Raw genomic sequence first — 17,945 nt, 5'->3', positions numbered from 1 at the left:
AAGATGGCGACATGTATCTGCACGCACCGATGAGCACTGACTACCGCTATCTGGGTGGGGCTTTACCGCTACCGTCAACCGACGTTGGATTCCTTTAATTTGGCGATTATCCGCCACCTGTAATCCGATGGCCACTTCCACATCGACATCGTAGACGGCCTTGCCGACATGATCATCACCGGCGGCACCAGCGTCTTTCCAGTCGAAGTCGAGTCTGCCCTTGCCACACACTCAGGCATCTGCCGGACGTGGTGGTCGTCGAAATGGCCGACTCGCGCTGGGGATGCAAGGTGCGCACGCGGTGGTGCAAACTACTCCGCTAACCACAAGGCTGTGCCGTCGACAGAGCAGCAGGTGATCGACTAAGCAAAGAGCAAGCTTGACAGATACAAAGTTCCGAAAACGCTGGAATTCATCGACCAGATTCCACACACAGTGACAACATAAGGTGAACCGCTCAACGGTGACAGCAGCCCGAAGAAGCTGATCATCGCACCGCAGGCCACAACACACTTAGTGCCGGTCAAGCTCAGCAGCAAGGAGAGCCGCCACAGCTTTGAGAATGCCGTTGGATCGGTTAAATTCGGCGTTCTCGCGCATGAGATCCTGCAATGGAGAGACCACCTCATTAGGCAATTACGCACTGGCGTGGGTTGAACCGTACTCGTGCGCATACACTCACACACCGTCTCAGCCATCCTGTTACCGAGTATGTCGGTCACCGCCCGAATCGGCTGTCCGCTCCATGCGGTGCCGACCATGCACCGCGCTTACTGTCCGCCCACTCTAGGAGCGAAGCAAACCATGGGTAACGACGTGCTGCAGATGTGGCGCAATGCATTGAGGCACAGAGTGAGAGGACTGCGTCATATGGTAAATAGCTGCATCACCGTTGACGCAAAAGGACGGATCGACTCTGATCGGTCCTGCCGCTCACGAATCTCAGTTTCTTGCTCTCGTAGAGCCAAGCCTCTTGTTGGCTAACTTGCCATTCACCTTCACTCACAACAGCGTGCCGTTGGGCAAACTCGGTTTCTTGCTGACGCAGCCGGACCTCCCGCCGGGCGATCGCGGCTTCTTGCGGGCACAGCCGGGCCTCTTGTTCACCAACTTGCCGTTCCCGCTGAGTGACAGCAGTGCACCGCTGTGCAAGCTCGACTTGTCCGTCAGCGAGCCTGGTGTTCCGCTTGTCTAGCCCAGCAACACGATTACGGAGCTCAGCATTCCTCTCGATATGGCTGACCACCTCTTCCTCAATGAGGTCAAGAAAGAGATCGACCTCATTCTTCGCTGTAACCACGTTTGCCGATGCGTGGCTTAAGAGAACGCAACATTATGAACATCAGCAGGAGTCGTCAGCCCCATCGCCTGTCTCCACTAGCCAAAGAAAAATAAACCTCAACTGTCGAATGGACTTTACGTTCGTAGTCACTTGCGGGAAAAAGCTCGGCATCAACCGCCACTCGCCGCTCTGCGCGTAATAGCAGGCACCGCAACAACATGAGCATCAACCAAAGTTGGCACTGACGAACTGTTCAACGCCAATCCTTTGTTCACCCCTCGCACTGTCACCATCGATACCTCTTACGTATCATCTCCATCTCGGCTACCGTCCAAACCTTCGTCATTCAAGCTTCCCTGACAAAATTGTATACGTGATCCACACTATAAGGCTGGGAGAATATTACAGTTGTCGACTGTTGCTTGCAAATACGGTTTCGTAGATTTTCCGCAATGCCAAATGTACAGTTCCGTAGGTTCTTGTCGGCACCAGCTCATTTGTCCGGGCTGGCGCATCACCATGCGGGCGCACCGCATTGCCGCCGCACCAAGAAAAAGCAAACAATACTCAAAATCGTTAAGCCACAACACAAATCGAGCAAAGCGGGGCCAACTACCGAGGCGAGGATTCGCACTACCGGCCGCAACAAAATACTGTAACCGCATTCCCAGAGATGAACGTCGGTCTTAGAGTTGAGTGAGAGGCCCACGACCAGAGCGGATGACGTCGAAAGATAGCGCGCGCCGACCACTTTGTAAAATCAAGATAGCAGTAGAAATACTGAGCAAAATCGGAACACGCCGACTTCACCGTGCAAGAAGTCTTCCCACGCTCCAAGACGCGCTGTGCACATTTTACCAGCATTTCAGTAGCAAAAACGAATTGCTGCTAGCACTGTTAGACAGGATTATCGCGCAATCGGCACACTTGCAGCACGCTGCGACCCGCAGACTAAACAGCACCGCCACGCTGAACTGATGATCGACAGCATCAGCACACAGCCAGAATCAAGCACTCAGGACAACACGCTAAAATCTGTAGTTGAGTCTCTAATAACCTGCATCTGGACGAGACCCGTCCCCGCGAATACGCGCACGTGCCTCCCTCCGCTCTACCAATTGATCCGCGACATCGTGGAACAAGGCATCACCGACGGGTCTTGGGCCCGGGCATGGATATCGGTGCCGCGGCCGGGATATCCATGCAGACGGTGGTGAGGGCACTCCGGTTACATTGGCTGAGAACCGAATGGAACCAGCACACGATAGACGCGGCCAACTGTATAATTCCTTTAGCGGCACTCTCGGCATTCGAAACAGCGACGAGCAATCCCCGCCCTTGCTCGGCGAGCTGTTCACCCAGATCAGCGAGCGGCCGAGCACCGCGAAGGCAAGTTCGCGACGACGACGCCGATTAGCCCGCAGATGGTCAACACTTCTGGCGCGCTCCGAGGCGGCTTGATCACCACGCTCGTTGACGTAGCAGTGGGCCAGTTCAGGCCGGATTATCTACATCCACCCCGAGCAGCTGGCGATGGTTATTAGGACCGGTCCCTGATTCCAAGCGCGATCGAAGAAGGCTCGCGGTCCGAAACCCCCAACTGGGCCTCAGTCACCCGGATTACAATTGCCTAACTCGCAATAGGCGGCAAGACCATCCTTCCCAACGCAGGAGTCGACATACTCATGGGCTCGGCCAACCGCGATGGAAGCCGGTGGACCGAGCCCAACACCTTCGACATCCACTGGCCACGGCAAGCTCATACCACCTTGGCTGGGAGCCACATGTGCCTAGGGATAGGCCTAGCACAGCTGGACACACGGGTGATGTTGAACAACTTGTTCGATCGCATCACTAAATCTAGGCCCTTGTTGGCAACCATGGAAAGGATAAAAAGTCCAGAATTGTCGGGTTGACCTTACCTGATAGCCCAATAGACTTCCTGGTCACTTTCACGTCCGTATAGAAAGGCAGCATGAGGAGTCGGGCGGCTATCCTGCATGACGTCGGCGGACCGTGGTCTGGTGAGGAATGTGAACTAGACCCGCCGTGGACCGGCGAAGTCCCGGTCGAGATAGTTGCTTCCTGGTTGTGCCACTCCGATGACCACATCCTCAAAGAGGATCTGTCCGCATCCAATAAAGCGCTTCGATCCCTCGAGCTGCCCACTCATGTTCCCGACGATCGGCTGGCACGATGCCTTGACGATATCGCTGGGCGCAGTGTGCTGCCAGTCCCGCTGGTGTGCGAACACAATGGAGTACATCTGTGACATCGGGGCCACCGTCTTAACGCCGGACATGCCTACCGACGGCACATTCCGCCATCACACTGCCGATGATTGATCCTCGGCCATCTGTGCCAATGTCGGAAACCCTTCACAAAACACCACTGTGGTATCTAGGGATTCACTCGTGAAGACAGAACCACCACTTACCACTGGCCACTGGCACCAAGCGCGTTACTGTCGTGCGCCATTACAGCCGGCTACGATTCAATTGCAAACTGTCCCGGAATGCACTCAGGCGGTACCGGAGGAATCCAAACCAGTGCGATCCAGAGCACCCGGATCGGAGGCGCCGCAAAGATGGTCTCTGTTGATCGAGGCGAATTCAAGCAAAAATTAGCACGGCAGCTCAGCGCTACCCACAAAGCTGCAATAGTGGTCGACGCACTAAATCTGTTACGCCATCTGACATATGGAATAATGGCTGACGCCGTTGTCATCTCGCCTTTGTTGATCGTCAGCGACAACGTCCACTACGCGCTAATGCTACCCTGCAAGAGCGGGGTCTCCGTACTCACCGGCATGGCCTCGCAACTGACTTGGCCAATCAAGATTGATCTTCAGGACTTGACCCCGATGAACAAAATGCTCGCAGGCAACGTCTTTAGTTCACACAACCCACAGGAGGACATCTTCCGACTGGCCAGGATCTACCCTAGACAGGCCAAGTACAGCTAGACGAGATGATCACGAAGCACTAACGTTTATACAACATCAACAACGCCTACAATGACCTGCGAAACCGTGCAATCATAAGGAGAATTATCGATTTTGGGGTCAGCGTATGCGATTTCTGACGGGTGATCACTCGCTGGAGTTGTTAGGTGATCTGGGCCAGTGTGCGATCTCAAAATAGACACGCAAAACCTAGGTCGTAGGCTGCGCGATTGATTTCCGCGATACTTGTACTTCGATTATAGTATTTCGCCAGGAACCCAATCCACACCGGGCGTGGTGGTAACCAACTAGACCAACTGGTTAGGAGTTCTGGTCTACGGCCACGACAAATCGCTCCACCGGCCTGTGCTGCACAATATGAGTTTAAGCAACCGAGAGCCCCGTCAAAACGGTAACGCCGATGCAATTCCCTGGTGAACAAGATAAATTCCAGCTTCACGAGCACATAGGCCAGTGTTAGGCCGACTCCGATCCGCACTTTTCAAGTCAGTGATGGTGACCTTACGAAGGAAAGTTCATGTGGCCAGCACAGCTCGGAGAAGGCAACACCTAAGTATAGTCCGTGCCCAACTCCGTGGCCACGACGGCGGTCCTGCTTACCTACCGGTCCACCACCACTACAACAAGTAGTGTTTCGCCTCGCCGACGTAACCGACGAGTCGTCGCAGCCCGATGCCGCCACTGACACCGGTAACGATAATCGTTTTAGGCGTCATATATCGCATAACTAGGATCCGCTGCGGGTGGTGTACCCATCGCTCCGGGCGGGGAAGCATACCTGGCAATTACACCGGTGACGGAGCATGCATACTGTTGCCCAATTTTACAAATCTTTCGAGTGCTGTTTACCTAGTGTTTATTTGTTTAGACGGAATTAACCTTTTGCCGGGTCGATGGGTGCACTTTGCACCTTAAACTGCGGCAACTCGGGTGGTTTTAACCTGTTATAAACTCTTAACCTGTTGTAAACGTTGCATAACGGAGATCATTAAGGCCAGTTCGTACCACCAAGCAGTCGGAAGGGAGGCGCAGGTGAGCAGGTCGCTTGAGCTTTCCCCGTGCAGTAGTCGGATTGTTTGAGTTTCGAGGAGGAACCGCATGCCCCTTTTCTTGAATGCAGAGCCACAGGCCCTGACCGCGGCAGCTAACACCTTGGAGGGCCTCAGTGCTGCCACAGTGGCAAGCAACGCCGCGGCGGCCCAGCTGACCACTGAAATTGCTCCCCCAGCTGCCGATGATGTGTCAATCTTGCTAGCACATTTTTTCAGTGGCCATGGGAGACAGTACCAGGCGCACGCCTCTCAGGGCGCGACCAATCATCAGGATCTAATCCAGAGCTTGTTGACGAGCTCGTCAGCATATGCGGGTACCGAGACTGCCAATCACGATAGTTTATAGCGGACGTCGCTAGCTGCACACGAGTGGCTACCAACGAGTAATAAGGGAGCGACGAGATGTTCGATTTCGCAGCGCTGTCGCCCGAGACCAACTCCACCCGGATGTATCTCGGCCCGGGCTCCAGCCCGATATTGACCGCTGCCGCAGCATGGGTTGTTCTGGCTAAGGAGCTGACTGCTGCAGCGCAGGGGTTGCAGTCAGCGGTCGAAGCATTACTAACAACATTTGAAGGTGAGTCAGCAGCGGCGCTGGCAGAGCGGGTCACGCCGTATGAGAAGTGGCTTACCCAGAACGCCGCAAGCGCCGAGCTGACCGCAACCCAGCTCACGGTAGCAGCGAACGCCTACGAAACAGCTTTTACAATGACGGTGCCGCCCCTGATGGTGTTCGTGAACCGCGCGCAAGCATGCCTGCTGATTATGAGCAACATTTTCGGGCAAAACTCCACCGCGATCGCGGAGAAGGAGGCCGAATACACCGAGATGTGGATCCAAGACGCGGCAGCAATGACCAGCTATCAAGCTAGTGTGCTGGAGGCAGTGGGGGCGACGAAAGCATTTACGGCGCCGCCGCTGGGGGTCAATGAGGTCGGGTTAGCCCAGGAGGTTGTTGAGGAGGTTGTTGAGGAGGTTGTTGAGGAGGTTGTTGAGGAGGTTGTTGAGGCCGAGCAGGCAATCAGCCAAGCCGCACTCGATCAGGCGGTCAATGAGGGGATGGAAGCTACTGTCGTACCGCAAGTGGACCAGCAAGTAAATGTAGACGTCGCCACCCCACAAACAGCTGTTCCTGACTCTTCGTCGGCTGCCGCACCACAGTTGTGGGGGGGCTTTGCACAACACTTGTCGCCCATAAACGACACCTTATCGATGATCAACAACCATGCGGGCATGGCCAATGCGGGTTTGTCATTGGTCAACGGCATGGGTTCGGCGATGAAGAGCTTGGCGCCGACGACGACCAAGGCAGCAGAAAGCGCGTTTAAGGCGATGGGAAGTGCTGTACAGTCGACAGGCCGCGGATTGCTGGGTTCAAGCTCGGGTGGTCACGTGACTGCTCAATTGGGTCGGGCCGCGTCGATCGGCTCGTTGCGGGTGCCGCAAACTTGGACCACGGCCAGCCAGCCGGTTACGGCAGCGACGCGCGCATTGTCGCCAGCCAGGGTGGCCGTCGCAACCGAAAGCGAATCGGCGCCGCTGCTGGGGGGCGGGCTACCGATGGCACCTATGGTCCCTGGCGGAGGCAGCGGTACTGGCGGCGTCAACACTGCACTACGCCTGCAACCAAGAGCTTTCGTGATGCCCCGCAACCCCGCAGCGGGATAAAAGCTGCGAGGTTGACGTTTCATCCACAACGCAACGAAATCAATGGAAGGAAATTATAAAGGATGACAGCTGCACATTTTATGACCGACCCACAGGCGATGCGGGACATGGCGCGCAAATTTGACATGCACGCCCAGAACGTGCGAGACGAGTCCCACAAGATGTTCATGTCCTCGATGGACATCGCTGGTGCGGGCTGGAGTGGGACCGCCCAGTTGACCTCCCACGACACCATGGGGCAGATAAATCAGGCGTTTCGCCACATAGTGACCCTGCTGCAGGACGTGCGTGACCAGCTGGGTACCGCCGCCGATCGCTACGAGCACCAAGAAGAGAACTCGAGGAAAATCCTTTCTGGCAGCTAGTTGCGAAAATCGCTGCTAATCAATACTTTCAGTGCAGGAGGAGACAAAGTAATGGGAAACATTAACTACCAGTTTGGGGAGATCGACGCACATGGAGCGGCTATCCGCGCTCAAGCGGCTGCGTTGGAGACCACCCACCAGGCCATTCTAGCCACTGTGCGGGACGCCGCTGAGTTTTGGGGCGGACAAGGTTCGACTGCCCATGAAATGTTCATAGCCGACCTGGGTCGTAACTTCCAGATGATTTACGAGCAGGCCAACTCTCACGGCCAAAAGGTGCAACGCGCCAGCTCCTCCATGGCTGACACTGACCGCTCTGTCAGTTCCGCTTGGTCCTAACGTAAAACTACCTAAGAGCCGCTCGCTCAAACTAGTTGAGTAGCGAATCGGCACAGGTGCTTAAGTGGCGTTGTCGACCACTGCGGCTACCAACTTGACCTGATGCCTCATGATTGAGGTGTCCTGCAAGCCGTCGGGTGCGGCCACGACTTGCAGGACGCCAGGCTTGGTGTTGGCTCACATACCACCGTCCAGCCCACTTACGCCTGGCCGAGGCGATATCTGTCGTCGGCGCAGATGTCGCTGTAGTAGACGATGTTGGTCCGGTCACCGTCGATAGCACGGATGCCCTGGCACGGATGCCCTGGATTTTGATGGCCGGCAAGTAGTGCTGCGGCACCAGAAACATGATCAAGCTCTAGTGTCATATTTCATCCGGATGAGGTGTTGGTGACCAAGAACGCTGATGAGAGCATCAGTAGCAGTTGTGCGCAACAGTATGGTAGCCAACATCTTCGACCAGTTAATCAGCCAGCTACCAACATCACGTACTGCTCAGGTTTTGCAAATGGCAACATCCGAACCGCCTTCGGGCTCAGTATAGCAGAGGCACATCCGTACTTGGCCGCCGACACCCCAGGTAACACCTCGGCATGAAGCTCAACCGAAACCGAACGGAACTACTTCACCACCAAACAGCGCCACCATAGCGGTAGTTCCCAGGCCACCCACGACATGTGTGCCCGCGCACTATATCTAACGCCGCCGCATCCCGCTGAATCCGCCGTACGATGCTGGCTTCCACCCCGCAGCCAAGATACCCCCGCAGTGCCGAACGTCAGATTCAGACCTTTAATTAAAGTTGTCTTCCGTCTAGCGGTCTCGACGCCTGACTTCTTCGGTCATGTGTGCGACGATACACTTCCACGCTTCGTCGTGAAAGGCGGTCTTAGTCGGACAGCTGAATCCGAAAGAAATCCATAGCGAAGCTCCTTCCTTGAAACCAGTACGGTTAAGTAACGGAAACCAGTACGGTTAAGTAACGCGCTCTCACGGGCAGCCACAATCTCGGCAGTCTGCTGGGCGCTGAAACCTGGATCACTGCCCGCCAACGGCTACCCCCGGCGTACACTAGGTCAGGTAGGCCGTGGCGGCGGCTTACGCCAAAACTCCCAAGCTGCCTTGGATATTAACCGCGACATCGTCGCCGCCCTAACGACCTCCTCAGCCATGAACGCGAACACCGACAACGGCCAAACTCTGGTTATTCGTCGGGTTCGTTATCCAAGAACCAAGCTGCGCGCCGGGCCAAATTACAGCCGCTTTGGACGGTGATTGCTATATCCGCTAACGGATACTAAATGGCCTGCAGCGTCGCTATAGAAACCCCCAGCATGTAGCAATTCTTAGCGAATTCCGTAAAAACCTCAACTCAACCGTATTGCGCCGACGCTGCCGAGATGACGAACAGCTCACTTCAGCAAGCACACCACGCGCAACAAGGTGGTCAATGGACGGAATAGCAGCGGCGGCAAGGTTTCCGACATTGTAGCCCGGGCGATCTTGCCGTCGTGTTTCTTTAGCGCAGACAAAACCGGGTGATGGTACCAGTTCAGACTGGTCAGGACAGTCCCCGATCATGGGGAACACCGAATTCAGGCGCGTAGCGGGTAATCTGCGACATCAGCTGAGCAAATTTTAGCGAGTCCATCGCAACATTGATGCCCCGATGAAAATTGAGAGGAACCGTTCGCTCGTCGCCGGTTTCGACATAAGCATCTTCCAGCTGGTCCTGGATATTTTTGAGTTCCAGCAGTTGGCTGTCGGTGATGTTAGCCGCGGCGCCGTTGCTGGGCAAGCAAACCTTGCGCACTTAGAATAAACAGCGCTTCACAACCAGTGTGACGTTTATCCCCTAATCCGTGGTCCATTGGTCTACTGTCCTGCTACGTAAGTACCATCGAAGATCCTCTTGCGGACAAAGCGCGCAACGTCCTCGGACAGTTGAGGTCGCGCACCTGAGTCAAGAACAGGCACCGGTCACACACAATTCACTCCGATAATCCGCTTGCTGATGATGGACTTCTGGATTTCGCTGCTTCCTTCACCGATGAGCAAGAACGGAGCGTCGAGCGCATCAACCACTCGGTCTCGTAGTCCTTGAAGTAAGAGTAACCGCCGTGAATCCGGACGCTCTGCTAGGTAGACTGCGGAACAGAATTCGTTAGCAAGGTATTTAGCCATACCGGAAGCTAAGTCGTTGCTCAACCCGAATCTTTCAACTGTACCACGTTGACCAGCATCAGATGCATGGCTTTGACTTTGATCACCATTTCGGTGAGCAGTAACACGATGGTCTGGTGCTCTGCGATTGGCTTACCGAAGGTGTGACGCTACTAAACTACTATTAATTACAAGTCGTGCACCGCGAGCGCGAAGGCACGAATGCCGACGCCACAAGTTCTTGCCGACACGTTCACGCGGCTGACTTCGATACTGGCCATCATCTGGAAGAAGCCCCGCCCCGGAGTGGGGCCGCCACGGATGTCATCAACGCTTGCTAGGTAGCCATCGAAGATGAGTTCCGTGGTGTCGATGCCCTTATAAGCTCAGCTTGTCGATCTTGCCGGAGATAGTTAGCCCAGACACCACTTCACCGAAAACGTTTGGCTTTTCTACGAGAAACGCAGCGAGGTTGCGGTGCAGCTTCTCGGCGGCCTTCGTCGGTGCACACCAATACGGCAACCAACGTGAAATTAGCGCCGTTAGTCGGCCACATCTTCTGGCCGTTGAATGGTGTAGGGTGCCGTCCAGGTTACGCCCCATGCGGATTCGGATCGCGGCAAGATCAGAACCCGACTCCGGCTCTGACATTGAAAACGCACCTCTGTACTCGCCGGTCCGTGATGCACGCTGCAGGAAAAGCTGCTTCTGAGCCTCGGGTGCCGTGCTGGCACAACAGGTAAGCCACAATTAAGTGAGTTTAAGCACCTTAGAGACACTCATCCTGCCGCGCGCCAGCTCCTCAACGCCCAACGCGTAAACGAGTAGGTCAATAACGACTCCCCCAGGACGCCGTAAGTCTGCGTAATCATCAATCCGAACAGGACCCATATCCCGTATCCGATCGATGATGTCCTGCGCATAGGCGTCACCGCATTTCGTTACGGCGCGTTGAGAATGACTTCCTTGTCCTTGTCGACGAATTTCCTTACCGCAACCCAGCCAACGATCGTTCTAGCACTTAAAAAGCGCGTGATGTCGGCGTTGGTCAAGCTCAAACAGTTGGTGAGGACATCTATCCGGGGCGAGCGTGCTAGCGGGATGAGTACCGTCGAACGCGACCGACATCCCGAGGGCGAAACACTCTCCGACACCAGGCTGTGTAACCGGGGAACAACAGATTGCAAATTACCCGCTCGTCATCGGCAACCTCTGCGAACGTGCGGTATCGCTCAAACAGAACAGTGGTTCCAACAACACGGTGTGTGATATCTTCGTCTGTGTAATTGGCTCGACTAGGTCGCAAGCAAGCCGGAGAACACTTCAAGATACCGATACTCCGGACGCCTTGGTCGTCAAAGTCAACACGGAGCACCGTGGCAAGCGCAGCCACTGCTACCCCTATTCCGATTACCTAAACCAAGTCGCGAAAGCTCCTCCCGGTCAACCCGGCAATTATGAACGCTGTCCCATCACGACTGAATACAATCATATGCAATCATGACCGTAATGGCCGTAGATGGCGTTGTCGAAACGTGGGCGTTGCGTACTCAGTGTCAATAACCCGAAGTGTCTAGCAGTGGCCAGCGCGACATCCTCCAGTGCCAGACTGATGTGTACACCTACCCCAGATTGGTCACGGCAGCGGACAGCGACCACGACGGCCAGCACAGCGTAGATGCCACAACACACATCCCAGACCGGTAACACATGGCTGGATAGGCCCAGTCATGATTGGCCGGGCCGGTGACGAGCGGGAATCCGACATTCGCGTTCACGGTGTAATCCACACCGGTGGCACCGCAGACGCACCCAAGCAAGGTGAAACATCAACGACATCGGAACGCTTGGCAGCCAAGCAATCATGGCCTACCCTGGCCAAGCTAACGACGTTGGTGACGACGATGTCGTCCCCCTCGACGACCAGCAGCTGGACGAGCTGTTACCCTTCGGTCGAAAGCAGATCGATCGTGTCCGAACGCTTTCTCTTGATCAGGACAGTAAATCGACGTACCGTCTGTCGCCATCGGCCAGCGATGTACGTCGGAGGCATCGCTGATCAGATTCACACGGATCACCGCGCCAAGCTGGCTGAACATTGCAGCACACAAAGGTGCGAAGACAAAAATTGACACCCTAACAACGCTGACACCGATCAGCGGCAACCCAGGGCCATTCATGTTGACGCAAACCATTCGAAGATCGCGACGCTGCCGATTGCACATAGCCTCCAACCCATAACATTCCTGACGACAATCGAGTTAGCGCATCAAGGTGATTAACACCCTGCCACCGGTAACACCCACGGGGTGACCTAGTGAGATTTCCTAACCGTGCATATTAGTTCGTTCCCGTTCGACGGCAACGAAACTCCACTGTCGCATCACCGCAAATACTTGCTAGGTTTCAATAAATAACAACTTGGCGCATAGCCACTCTCCTGGTTTCAGATGTGTAGAACGCCAGTGACTTCCCATAACAGTTCCGGGCATATGCAATGACAGATCGAAAATAAAAACACTAGAGCGGCATTGGCCACTTTGCTAGGCTCCCCAGCTCACCTCACTGTAACCTCCGCCACTTTAGCGGCCCAAATACATTGCGGCATTGCTTCGGTCATGACCGAGCGGATCATCCCAGGAGCGATCGCGTTCACCCGAACACCTAGCTTAAGCAAGCTCTTTAACCCCAGCCTTGGTCATCACCATTCCCAGCCTTAACCGCCGAATAATTGGTCTGACCGGCCATGCCAGACACCTACAAGATGGTCACAATTACGCCACGTTGTTACCCCCGCATGATCGCTGCCACCATCCTGGCACCGTTTCAAGTCCCCCGTCAGATGCACCAACAATGACCGCGTCGACTTGCTCTTCAGTCATCTTGCGCACCACCGTAACGCGGGTGATCCCGACGGCGTTAGCCATGATGTCCACCTCCACCGAAACTATTCGACGGCCGTCCGCACGAGGATAGGACGTCGACGTCGGCTGCACGAATTACTTGCTACTTGCACAACACCGCTAAGGCAACATCTGCACCACCCAATTGTTTCGTCGCAACTCCAGGTTGTCTCAAGGTCCTCCCACCGAGCACCACCCGCGCCCTCCACAACGCGCCACTCGACAATGGCCAGACCCAGATCTTGTGCACCGCCTGTGACCACCGTGATCCAATCACTTAGCAACGCCACCTGTATCCCACATCCCTAACCACTATTGCTTTTCAGGGCGCTCGACAAATACCAGGTAAGGTTTCGGTAGAGCCGAAGATTCGAGCCGGGCCGACATCAGCGAGGAGCGTTAGCCAATAACCACCGCAGAAGTCCTCAGAATCAATCTCTGGCGAGGAGTTCCAGCAAATCCTTGCCCAGGACGCGGTTGTGCGCACCGCCGACTTACATCGAAGACTACGGTCTCATCAGGGACACCACGACCAAAGTTCTGGACGGATTCGAGGAATCGTCTTCGCTTAACACCTCGTCAGCTGCTAAAATTCCCCACACATACACATCAGGCCGACTATCTTGCTCAAGAACCCGTTCTTCGCCCTAGTGGCCGCGCGCTCAGTCCGGGAAAGCGACCAACTGCCCCTACCGTTCGGAGCCAACCGCACCTCGCCCGTCGCATCCAGCGACATCGTCACCGCGGTGCACACCCCACGAATCATCTGGGCGTGGTCTATGAATTGACTGGCTGACGACGCTGGACATCGATGAGCTGGCAAAGCAACACACACAAGCCCTGGGCCGACCCATCAGCACCGTTTAGCCGTCCGACAACGAGCGGCTAGCGCTTCTTGATAAGCTATAAATTAGCCGGCCCCAGCATGTGCGACAACACATCGCCACCACGGCCAAACTGCACCGCGAAGACCGCTATCGCCGCTCAACCTACGATGTTGAAGACACCACCGGCCATCCCGCACAGACAGTGCAGCTCTACGTGGAACAACACCGCGGCCTGTTCAGCTGAAGAGTGCGGGCGGAGGGAGTCGAACCCTCACGCTCTTTCAAGCACCGGCACCTAAAGCCGGCATGTCTGCCATTCCATCACGCCCGCGAGCCTGCCAATGGTACCGGTCCGCTCACCGACGAACCCGTAGACAGCCCTCCCACCTTGGGTTCATTATGGTCGGTGCAAGGAACACACAGATGCGATCGGCACAATAATTCGAAGCCGTTCCGCTACCCGTCGCCAACGGCTTCAACGACTGCGCGATAGCCCGACGGACCAACATACTCCGAAAGACTGTTTGGATCTGGTGGGATCCCAGACCAATTCGACCAACGCGCCCGAGCGCATCGTCACCATGCGGTATTGACCATATACTTCAACGCCCTCCCAATTAACGACGTATTGTTATCTCCTCGGCACCTAATTTCAGCTATGACTGCACCTCATGGAGCGGCCGTGTCTAGCGGCTCAGGATCGCTCTTGACGAAAATACCCGGGATCATCGACCGCTGCTGCCAGGCGATCGACCTCCTGACACCGGGACAGCGAACGAAGATGCTACGTCGTTCCGACGATTGCATCGAGGTTTCACTCTATTAAAACTAGTGACCCTGTTTGCTGCCTCAGCATAGTCCCGGCAAGAAACTATTTGAGATCGATTCGGTTTGGAGCTCTGGCAAGAACTAATCGCCACACAAGCAACGGAAGAACTCATTCGCGACTTAAATCGATAGCAACCGGTACCGTGTTATCGCCAATAATCATGGTGTCCGACGCAGGCAATACCACATCATCAAACCAATCCTACGATATCAGTGGACTGCTCTGCGCAGCACTCGATAACCTTAAGAATACGGTGGACTCGGCCGGACAAGTATGCCGTCGCCATCTACCGCAAGACCGCAGTGGCGCGCCGCGATCAATTCACCGGGTCCAAATCGTGAGCGTACCGTCAAGGGGTGTCCACTACACGTCGTCGGAGGCCCGCACTAGTTGCTTTGGTGACCATTGCGGCCTGTGGCTGCCTGGCCCTGGGCTGGTGGCAGTGGACCAGGTTTCAGTCAGCCTCGGGAACTTTCCAGAATCTGGGCTACGCTTTACAGTGGCCGCTGTTCGCCGGATTCTGCCTTTACACATACCACAACTTCGTGCGCTACGAAGAGTCACCCCCACAGCCACGGCACATGAACTGCATAGCCGAAATTCCACCCGAACTGCTGCCCGCTCGCCCCAAGCCCGAGCAGCAGCCACCCGATGACCCCGCCCTCCGGAAGTACAACACCTACCTGGCCGAGCTGGCAAAGCAAGACGCCGAAAACCATAACAGGACCACCACATGACCAGACCCGAGACACCCCAAGCACCCGACTTTGATTTTGAGAAGAGCCGCACCGCGCTACTCGGCTACCGAATCATGGCGTGGACAACGGGGATCTGGCTCATCGCACTGTGCTACGAGATCGTCTCGCACCTCGTCTTCCACCACGAAATCCGGTGGATCGAAGTGGTGCACGGCTGGGTGTATTTCGTCTACGTGTTGACCGCGTTCAACCTCGCCATCAAGGTCAGATGGCCGATCGGCAAAACGGTCGGTGTGCTGCTGGCCGGCACCGTCCCGCTGCTGGGCATCATCGTCGAGCACTTCCAAACCAAAGACGTCAAGACGCGCTTCGGGCTTAGACACAGTCGAACGTGAAGCGCCTGGCCGCACACTCGTTCTCGCATCGCGGCCAGCTTCACGTTCGCATGGCAAGAACACGCAGCGCAGGCATCAGCAACGTTAACGCACGGAAGCGATGCGAGAACGCATCCTTTTCCGCCGGCCTTAATTGAGCCACTGTGCGGCCTCCCAGGCCAGGACCGTCAGGAATGAAGATCGAATCATAGCCAAACCCACCGTAACCGCGCGGCTCCCTGGCAATCGTGCCCGGCCACACCCCTCGGACGACGACTTCGTCGGACTCCGAGACCAGCGCACAGGCCGACACGAATGCCGCGCTGCGCCGCTCGTCAGGCACATCACACAATTGAGCCAGCAATAGCGCGGTGTTGCCGGCGTCGTCGCCGTAACTACCCGACCAACGCGCTGACAGCACCCCTGGCATGCCACCCAGCGCAGCCGCCTCCAAACCCGAGTCGTCGGCCACACTCGCCAAACCCGTGGCTGCAAACGCATCGCGTGCCTTGGCCAACGCGTTGTCCTCGAAAGTGGCGCCGGCTTCCGGGGCCTCATCGAACGGCACCACGTCGTTCAGCGATACCAGCGTCAACCCCGACAACCCGGCATTGTCGAGCACACGGCGCAATTCTGCCAGCTTCTTCCAGTTACGGCTAGCGACCAATAGCTTGGTCACAAGCGCCACCCCTCTCGCCGCTTCACGGCTGGGAGATACCCCCACATCATCACTCCGCTCTGCATCGTCGCCGGCACACTCAGCTGCCGAACGCCTTCGGCGGTGGCGGTCCCTCAGGGGACATACCCTGATACGGCAGCGCCAACGCATCGCGCTGTGCAACGAATAACTTGTCGCAAGCACCCAGTGCCATATCAAGAAGCTTGTCCAGCGTCGAACGCGGGAACGTGGCGCCCTCACCAGTCCCCTGAATCTCCACCAGCGTCCCGGTGTCGGTCGCGATGACGTTCATGTCGACCTCGGCCCGCGAGTCTTCCTCGTAGGACAGGTCTACCCGAATCCTGCCGTCGACCACGCCAACGCTGACCGCAGCGATGGCACACGATAACGGCCTGGGATCTAATAACCTGCCTGCAGCCGACAGGTAAGTCACCGCGTCGGCCAACGCCACGTAGGCGCCGGTGACAGCCGCAGTGCGAGTACCACCGTCGGCTTGCAACACGTCGCAGTCGACGGCGATGGTGTTCTCCCCGAGCGCCGCCAGATCGATGCACGCCCGCAATGACCGCCCGATCAGCCGGCTGATCTCCTGTGTGCGCCCGCTGAGCCGACCTTTCACCGATTCGCGTTCCGAACGAGTATGGGTGGCCGACGGCAGCATCGCGTACTCGGCGGTGAGCCACCCCTTACCCGATCCCTTCCGCCAGCGCGGCACTCCCTCGGTGGGACTAGCGGTGCACATGACTTTTGTGTGACCGAATTCGATAAGCACCGAACCCGCCGGATGTTCGGTGAACCCGCGAGTGATGACCACCGCGCGAAGTTCGTCATCAAGACGACCGTCTGCTCGTGTGGACACGCAGCAACCCTAGCCCGCCGAGGGTGGCGCGCCTTCACGGCGTCCGCGCAAGAAGCAGGCAAGCAACCTGCGACAAGCCGTAAGCCAGCTCAGACTCGTTCGGGAGCTTGGATATCGAAGGTCTCACCGGACACCACCGCGTGCACCGGACCATCGAATTCCGCTTTGGCCTCACTAATAACGTCCTCACGTGACGTCCAAGGCGGGATATGCGTTAGCAACAGCTCACGGACACTTGCTTGTGCCGCCGCCCTGCCAGCCTCGGTGCCCGACAGATGCAGATTCGGCGGTCTGTCCGGCGAGTGTGTCCAGGATGCTTCGCAGAGGAAGACATCCGCACCCCGAGCCAGTTCGACAAGTTGGTCGCAGCTACCAGTGTCACCGCTGTAGACCAACGACGCACCGCTGGGATCGGTGATACGCAAGCCGTAGGATTCCGTTGGATGAGCCACCAGCCGCGGCATTATCATCAGCGCTCCCAGGGGCACCGGTTCACCGTCGACCCAATGGCGAACATCGAAGATATCAGAGCAATCGTCGATCTCGCCGCCGTACGGTGACGACGCCGCCCCCAACCGCAACCAGGTATCGTCCGGGCCATATAGCAGCGCCTTGCCCACCGGGCGTGTCGGATGATAGCGACGCCACACGAACAGTCCGGGCATGTCCAAGCAGTGGTCAGCGTGCAGATGTGACAACAGCACATGCACCGAGCCAGGATCCGCGTGTCGCTGCAGCGCACCGAGCACTCCCCCACCGAAGTCAAGAACCAGCGGCGGGGTGTCCGGGGCTCGTAGCAGATAACCCGACGCAGGCGAATCCGGCCCCACGACACTGCCGGAGCAGCCGAGCACGGTTATGCGCACGGTCACTACTGTGCCATGCCCGATACCAGGATGAGGAAAACATTGCCCATTAAGGTGATCAGAATCTCTTGCACTC

General features: G+C 56.6%; 12 protein-coding genes, 1 tRNA gene and 7 pseudogenes. 10 read left to right on the top strand and 10 right to left on the bottom strand.

The window, feature by feature from the left end; all coding sequences use genetic code 11:
* Positions 1-1,186: 1,186 nt before the first annotated feature.
* Positions 1,187-1,365: pseudogene (locus tag ML_RS05955) on the bottom strand (DivIVA domain-containing protein); the annotation flags it as partial.
* 637 nt (positions 1,366-2,002) lie between these two features.
* Between ML_RS05955 and ML_RS15695 the strand changes: the two are divergent.
* From ML_RS15695 to ML_RS05930, 7 genes and pseudogenes are all read left to right on the top strand, one after another.
* Positions 2,003-2,799 (top strand): annotated as a pseudogene (locus ML_RS15695) (TetR/AcrR family transcriptional regulator); the annotation flags it as partial.
* Between the two features lie 458 nt (positions 2,800-3,257).
* Positions 3,258-3,554, top strand: a complete 297-nt coding sequence (locus ML_RS18875; protein ID WP_414085534.1) for a hypothetical protein — start codon at positions 3,258-3,260, stop codon at positions 3,552-3,554.
* Positions 3,555-3,797: 243 nt separating this feature from the next.
* Positions 3,798-4,247, top strand: a complete 450-nt coding sequence (locus tag ML_RS18870; protein WP_414085533.1) for an MDR/zinc-dependent alcohol dehydrogenase-like family protein — start codon at positions 3,798-3,800, stop codon at positions 4,245-4,247.
* 1,098 nt (positions 4,248-5,345) lie between these two features.
* Positions 5,346-5,645: a PE family protein gene (locus ML_RS05945; protein ID WP_010908098.1), complete on the top strand. Its 300-nt coding sequence runs from the start codon at positions 5,346-5,348 to the stop codon at positions 5,643-5,645.
* A 56-nt stretch (positions 5,646-5,701) separates the two neighbouring features.
* Complete coding sequence (locus ML_RS05940; RefSeq protein ID WP_010908184.1) at positions 5,702-6,967, top strand: PPE family protein; 1,266 nt, start codon at positions 5,702-5,704, stop codon at positions 6,965-6,967.
* Positions 6,968-7,029: 62 nt separating this feature from the next.
* The gene (locus tag ML_RS05935; RefSeq protein WP_010908099.1) at positions 7,030-7,332 is read left to right on the top strand and encodes a WXG100 family type VII secretion target; all 303 of its coding nucleotides are present in this window, start codon (positions 7,030-7,032) and stop codon (positions 7,330-7,332) included.
* A gap of 51 nt (positions 7,333-7,383) precedes the next feature.
* Positions 7,384-7,671 carry a WXG100 family type VII secretion target gene (locus ML_RS05930; protein WP_010908100.1) on the top strand — a complete coding sequence of 96 codons (288 nt, stop codon included), beginning with the start codon at positions 7,384-7,386 and terminating at the stop codon, positions 7,669-7,671.
* A gap of 986 nt (positions 7,672-8,657) precedes the next feature.
* On the opposite strand, the pseudogene ML_RS15690 reads toward ML_RS05930, so the two are convergent.
* The 5 pseudogenes from ML_RS15690 to ML_RS15680 form a co-directional block, all read right to left on the bottom strand.
* Positions 8,658-9,037 (bottom strand): annotated as a pseudogene (locus ML_RS15690) (acyl-CoA dehydrogenase); the annotation flags it as partial.
* Positions 8,989-9,648, bottom strand: a pseudogene (locus ML_RS05920) (GntR family transcriptional regulator). The pseudogenes ML_RS15690 and ML_RS05920, both read right to left, overlap by 49 nt.
* 3 nt (positions 9,649-9,651) lie before the next feature.
* Positions 9,652-10,886: pseudogene (locus ML_RS15685) on the bottom strand (acyl-CoA dehydrogenase family protein).
* A 1,212-nt stretch (positions 10,887-12,098) separates the two neighbouring features.
* A pseudogene (locus tag ML_RS05905) lies at positions 12,099-12,233 on the bottom strand (acetyl-CoA C-acyltransferase); the annotation flags it as partial.
* Positions 12,234-13,033: pseudogene (locus ML_RS15680) on the bottom strand (SDR family NAD(P)-dependent oxidoreductase).
* 327 nt (positions 13,034-13,360) lie between these two features.
* Here ML_RS15680 and ML_RS05895 point away from each other — a divergent pair.
* Complete coding sequence (locus ML_RS05895; RefSeq protein ID WP_156511836.1) at positions 13,361-13,525, top strand: hypothetical protein; 165 nt, start codon at positions 13,361-13,363, stop codon at positions 13,523-13,525.
* A gap of 287 nt (positions 13,526-13,812) precedes the next feature.
* Here the strand turns inward: ML_RS05895 and ML_RS05890 are convergent.
* A tRNA-Leu gene (locus tag ML_RS05890) sits at positions 13,813-13,895 on the bottom strand.
* Between the two features lie 854 nt (positions 13,896-14,749).
* Between ML_RS05890 and ML_RS05885 the strand changes: the two genes are divergently transcribed.
* Together ML_RS05885 and ML_RS05880 are read left to right on the top strand one after the other, a co-directional pair.
* Positions 14,750-15,130, top strand: a complete 381-nt coding sequence (locus ML_RS05885; RefSeq protein ID WP_010908183.1) for a lipoprotein — start codon at positions 14,750-14,752, stop codon at positions 15,128-15,130.
* Positions 15,127-15,486, top strand: a complete 360-nt coding sequence (locus ML_RS05880) for a DUF3817 domain-containing protein (protein WP_010908182.1) — start codon at positions 15,127-15,129, stop codon at positions 15,484-15,486. The genes ML_RS05885 and ML_RS05880 overlap by 4 nt, the downstream gene beginning before the upstream one ends.
* Before the next feature lie 40 nt (positions 15,487-15,526).
* On the opposite strand, the gene ML_RS05875 is transcribed toward ML_RS05880, so the two are convergent.
* From ML_RS05875 to ML_RS05865, 3 genes are all read right to left on the bottom strand, one after another.
* The gene (locus tag ML_RS05875; protein ID WP_162618243.1) at positions 15,527-16,153 is read right to left on the bottom strand and encodes a non-canonical purine NTP pyrophosphatase; all 627 of its coding nucleotides are present in this window, start codon (positions 16,151-16,153) and stop codon (positions 15,527-15,529) included.
* Positions 16,154-16,223: 70 nt separating this feature from the next.
* Positions 16,224-17,003, bottom strand: a complete 780-nt coding sequence (gene rph, locus ML_RS05870; protein WP_010908180.1) for a ribonuclease PH — start codon at positions 17,001-17,003, stop codon at positions 16,224-16,226.
* 89 nt (positions 17,004-17,092) lie between these two features.
* Positions 17,093-17,875, bottom strand: coding sequence for a cyclic nucleotide-degrading phosphodiesterase (locus ML_RS05865; protein ID WP_010908179.1), 783 nt, complete (start codon positions 17,873-17,875; stop codon positions 17,093-17,095).
* Positions 17,876-17,945 lie beyond the last annotated feature (70 nt).

Origin of the sequence: Mycobacterium leprae TN (assembly GCF_000195855.1) — a bacterium.
Classification (GTDB): domain Bacteria; phylum Actinomycetota; class Actinomycetes; order Mycobacteriales; family Mycobacteriaceae; genus Mycobacterium; species Mycobacterium leprae.
Note: the sequence above shows the minus strand (reverse complement) of the source record. Positions and strands in the feature narration are given on the sequence as shown.

Bases quoted from the DNA above. Each gene is read 5' to 3' on its own strand.
- ML_RS18875 (WP_414085534.1), top strand. From the start codon at position 3,258: ATGAGGAGTCGGGCGGCTATCCTGCATGACGTCGGCGGACCGTGGTCT.
- ML_RS18870 (WP_414085533.1), top strand. From the start codon at position 3,798: ATGCACTCAGGCGGTACCGGAGGAATCCAAACCAGTGCGATCCAGAGC.
- ML_RS05945 (WP_010908098.1), top strand. From the start codon at position 5,346: ATGCCCCTTTTCTTGAATGCAGAGCCACAGGCCCTGACCGCGGCAGCT.
- ML_RS05940 (WP_010908184.1), top strand. From the start codon at position 5,702: ATGTTCGATTTCGCAGCGCTGTCGCCCGAGACCAACTCCACCCGGATG.
- ML_RS05935 (WP_010908099.1), top strand. From the start codon at position 7,030: ATGACAGCTGCACATTTTATGACCGACCCACAGGCGATGCGGGACATG.
- ML_RS05930 (WP_010908100.1), top strand. From the start codon at position 7,384: ATGGGAAACATTAACTACCAGTTTGGGGAGATCGACGCACATGGAGCG.
- ML_RS05880 (WP_010908182.1), top strand. From the start codon at position 15,127: ATGACCAGACCCGAGACACCCCAAGCACCCGACTTTGATTTTGAGAAG.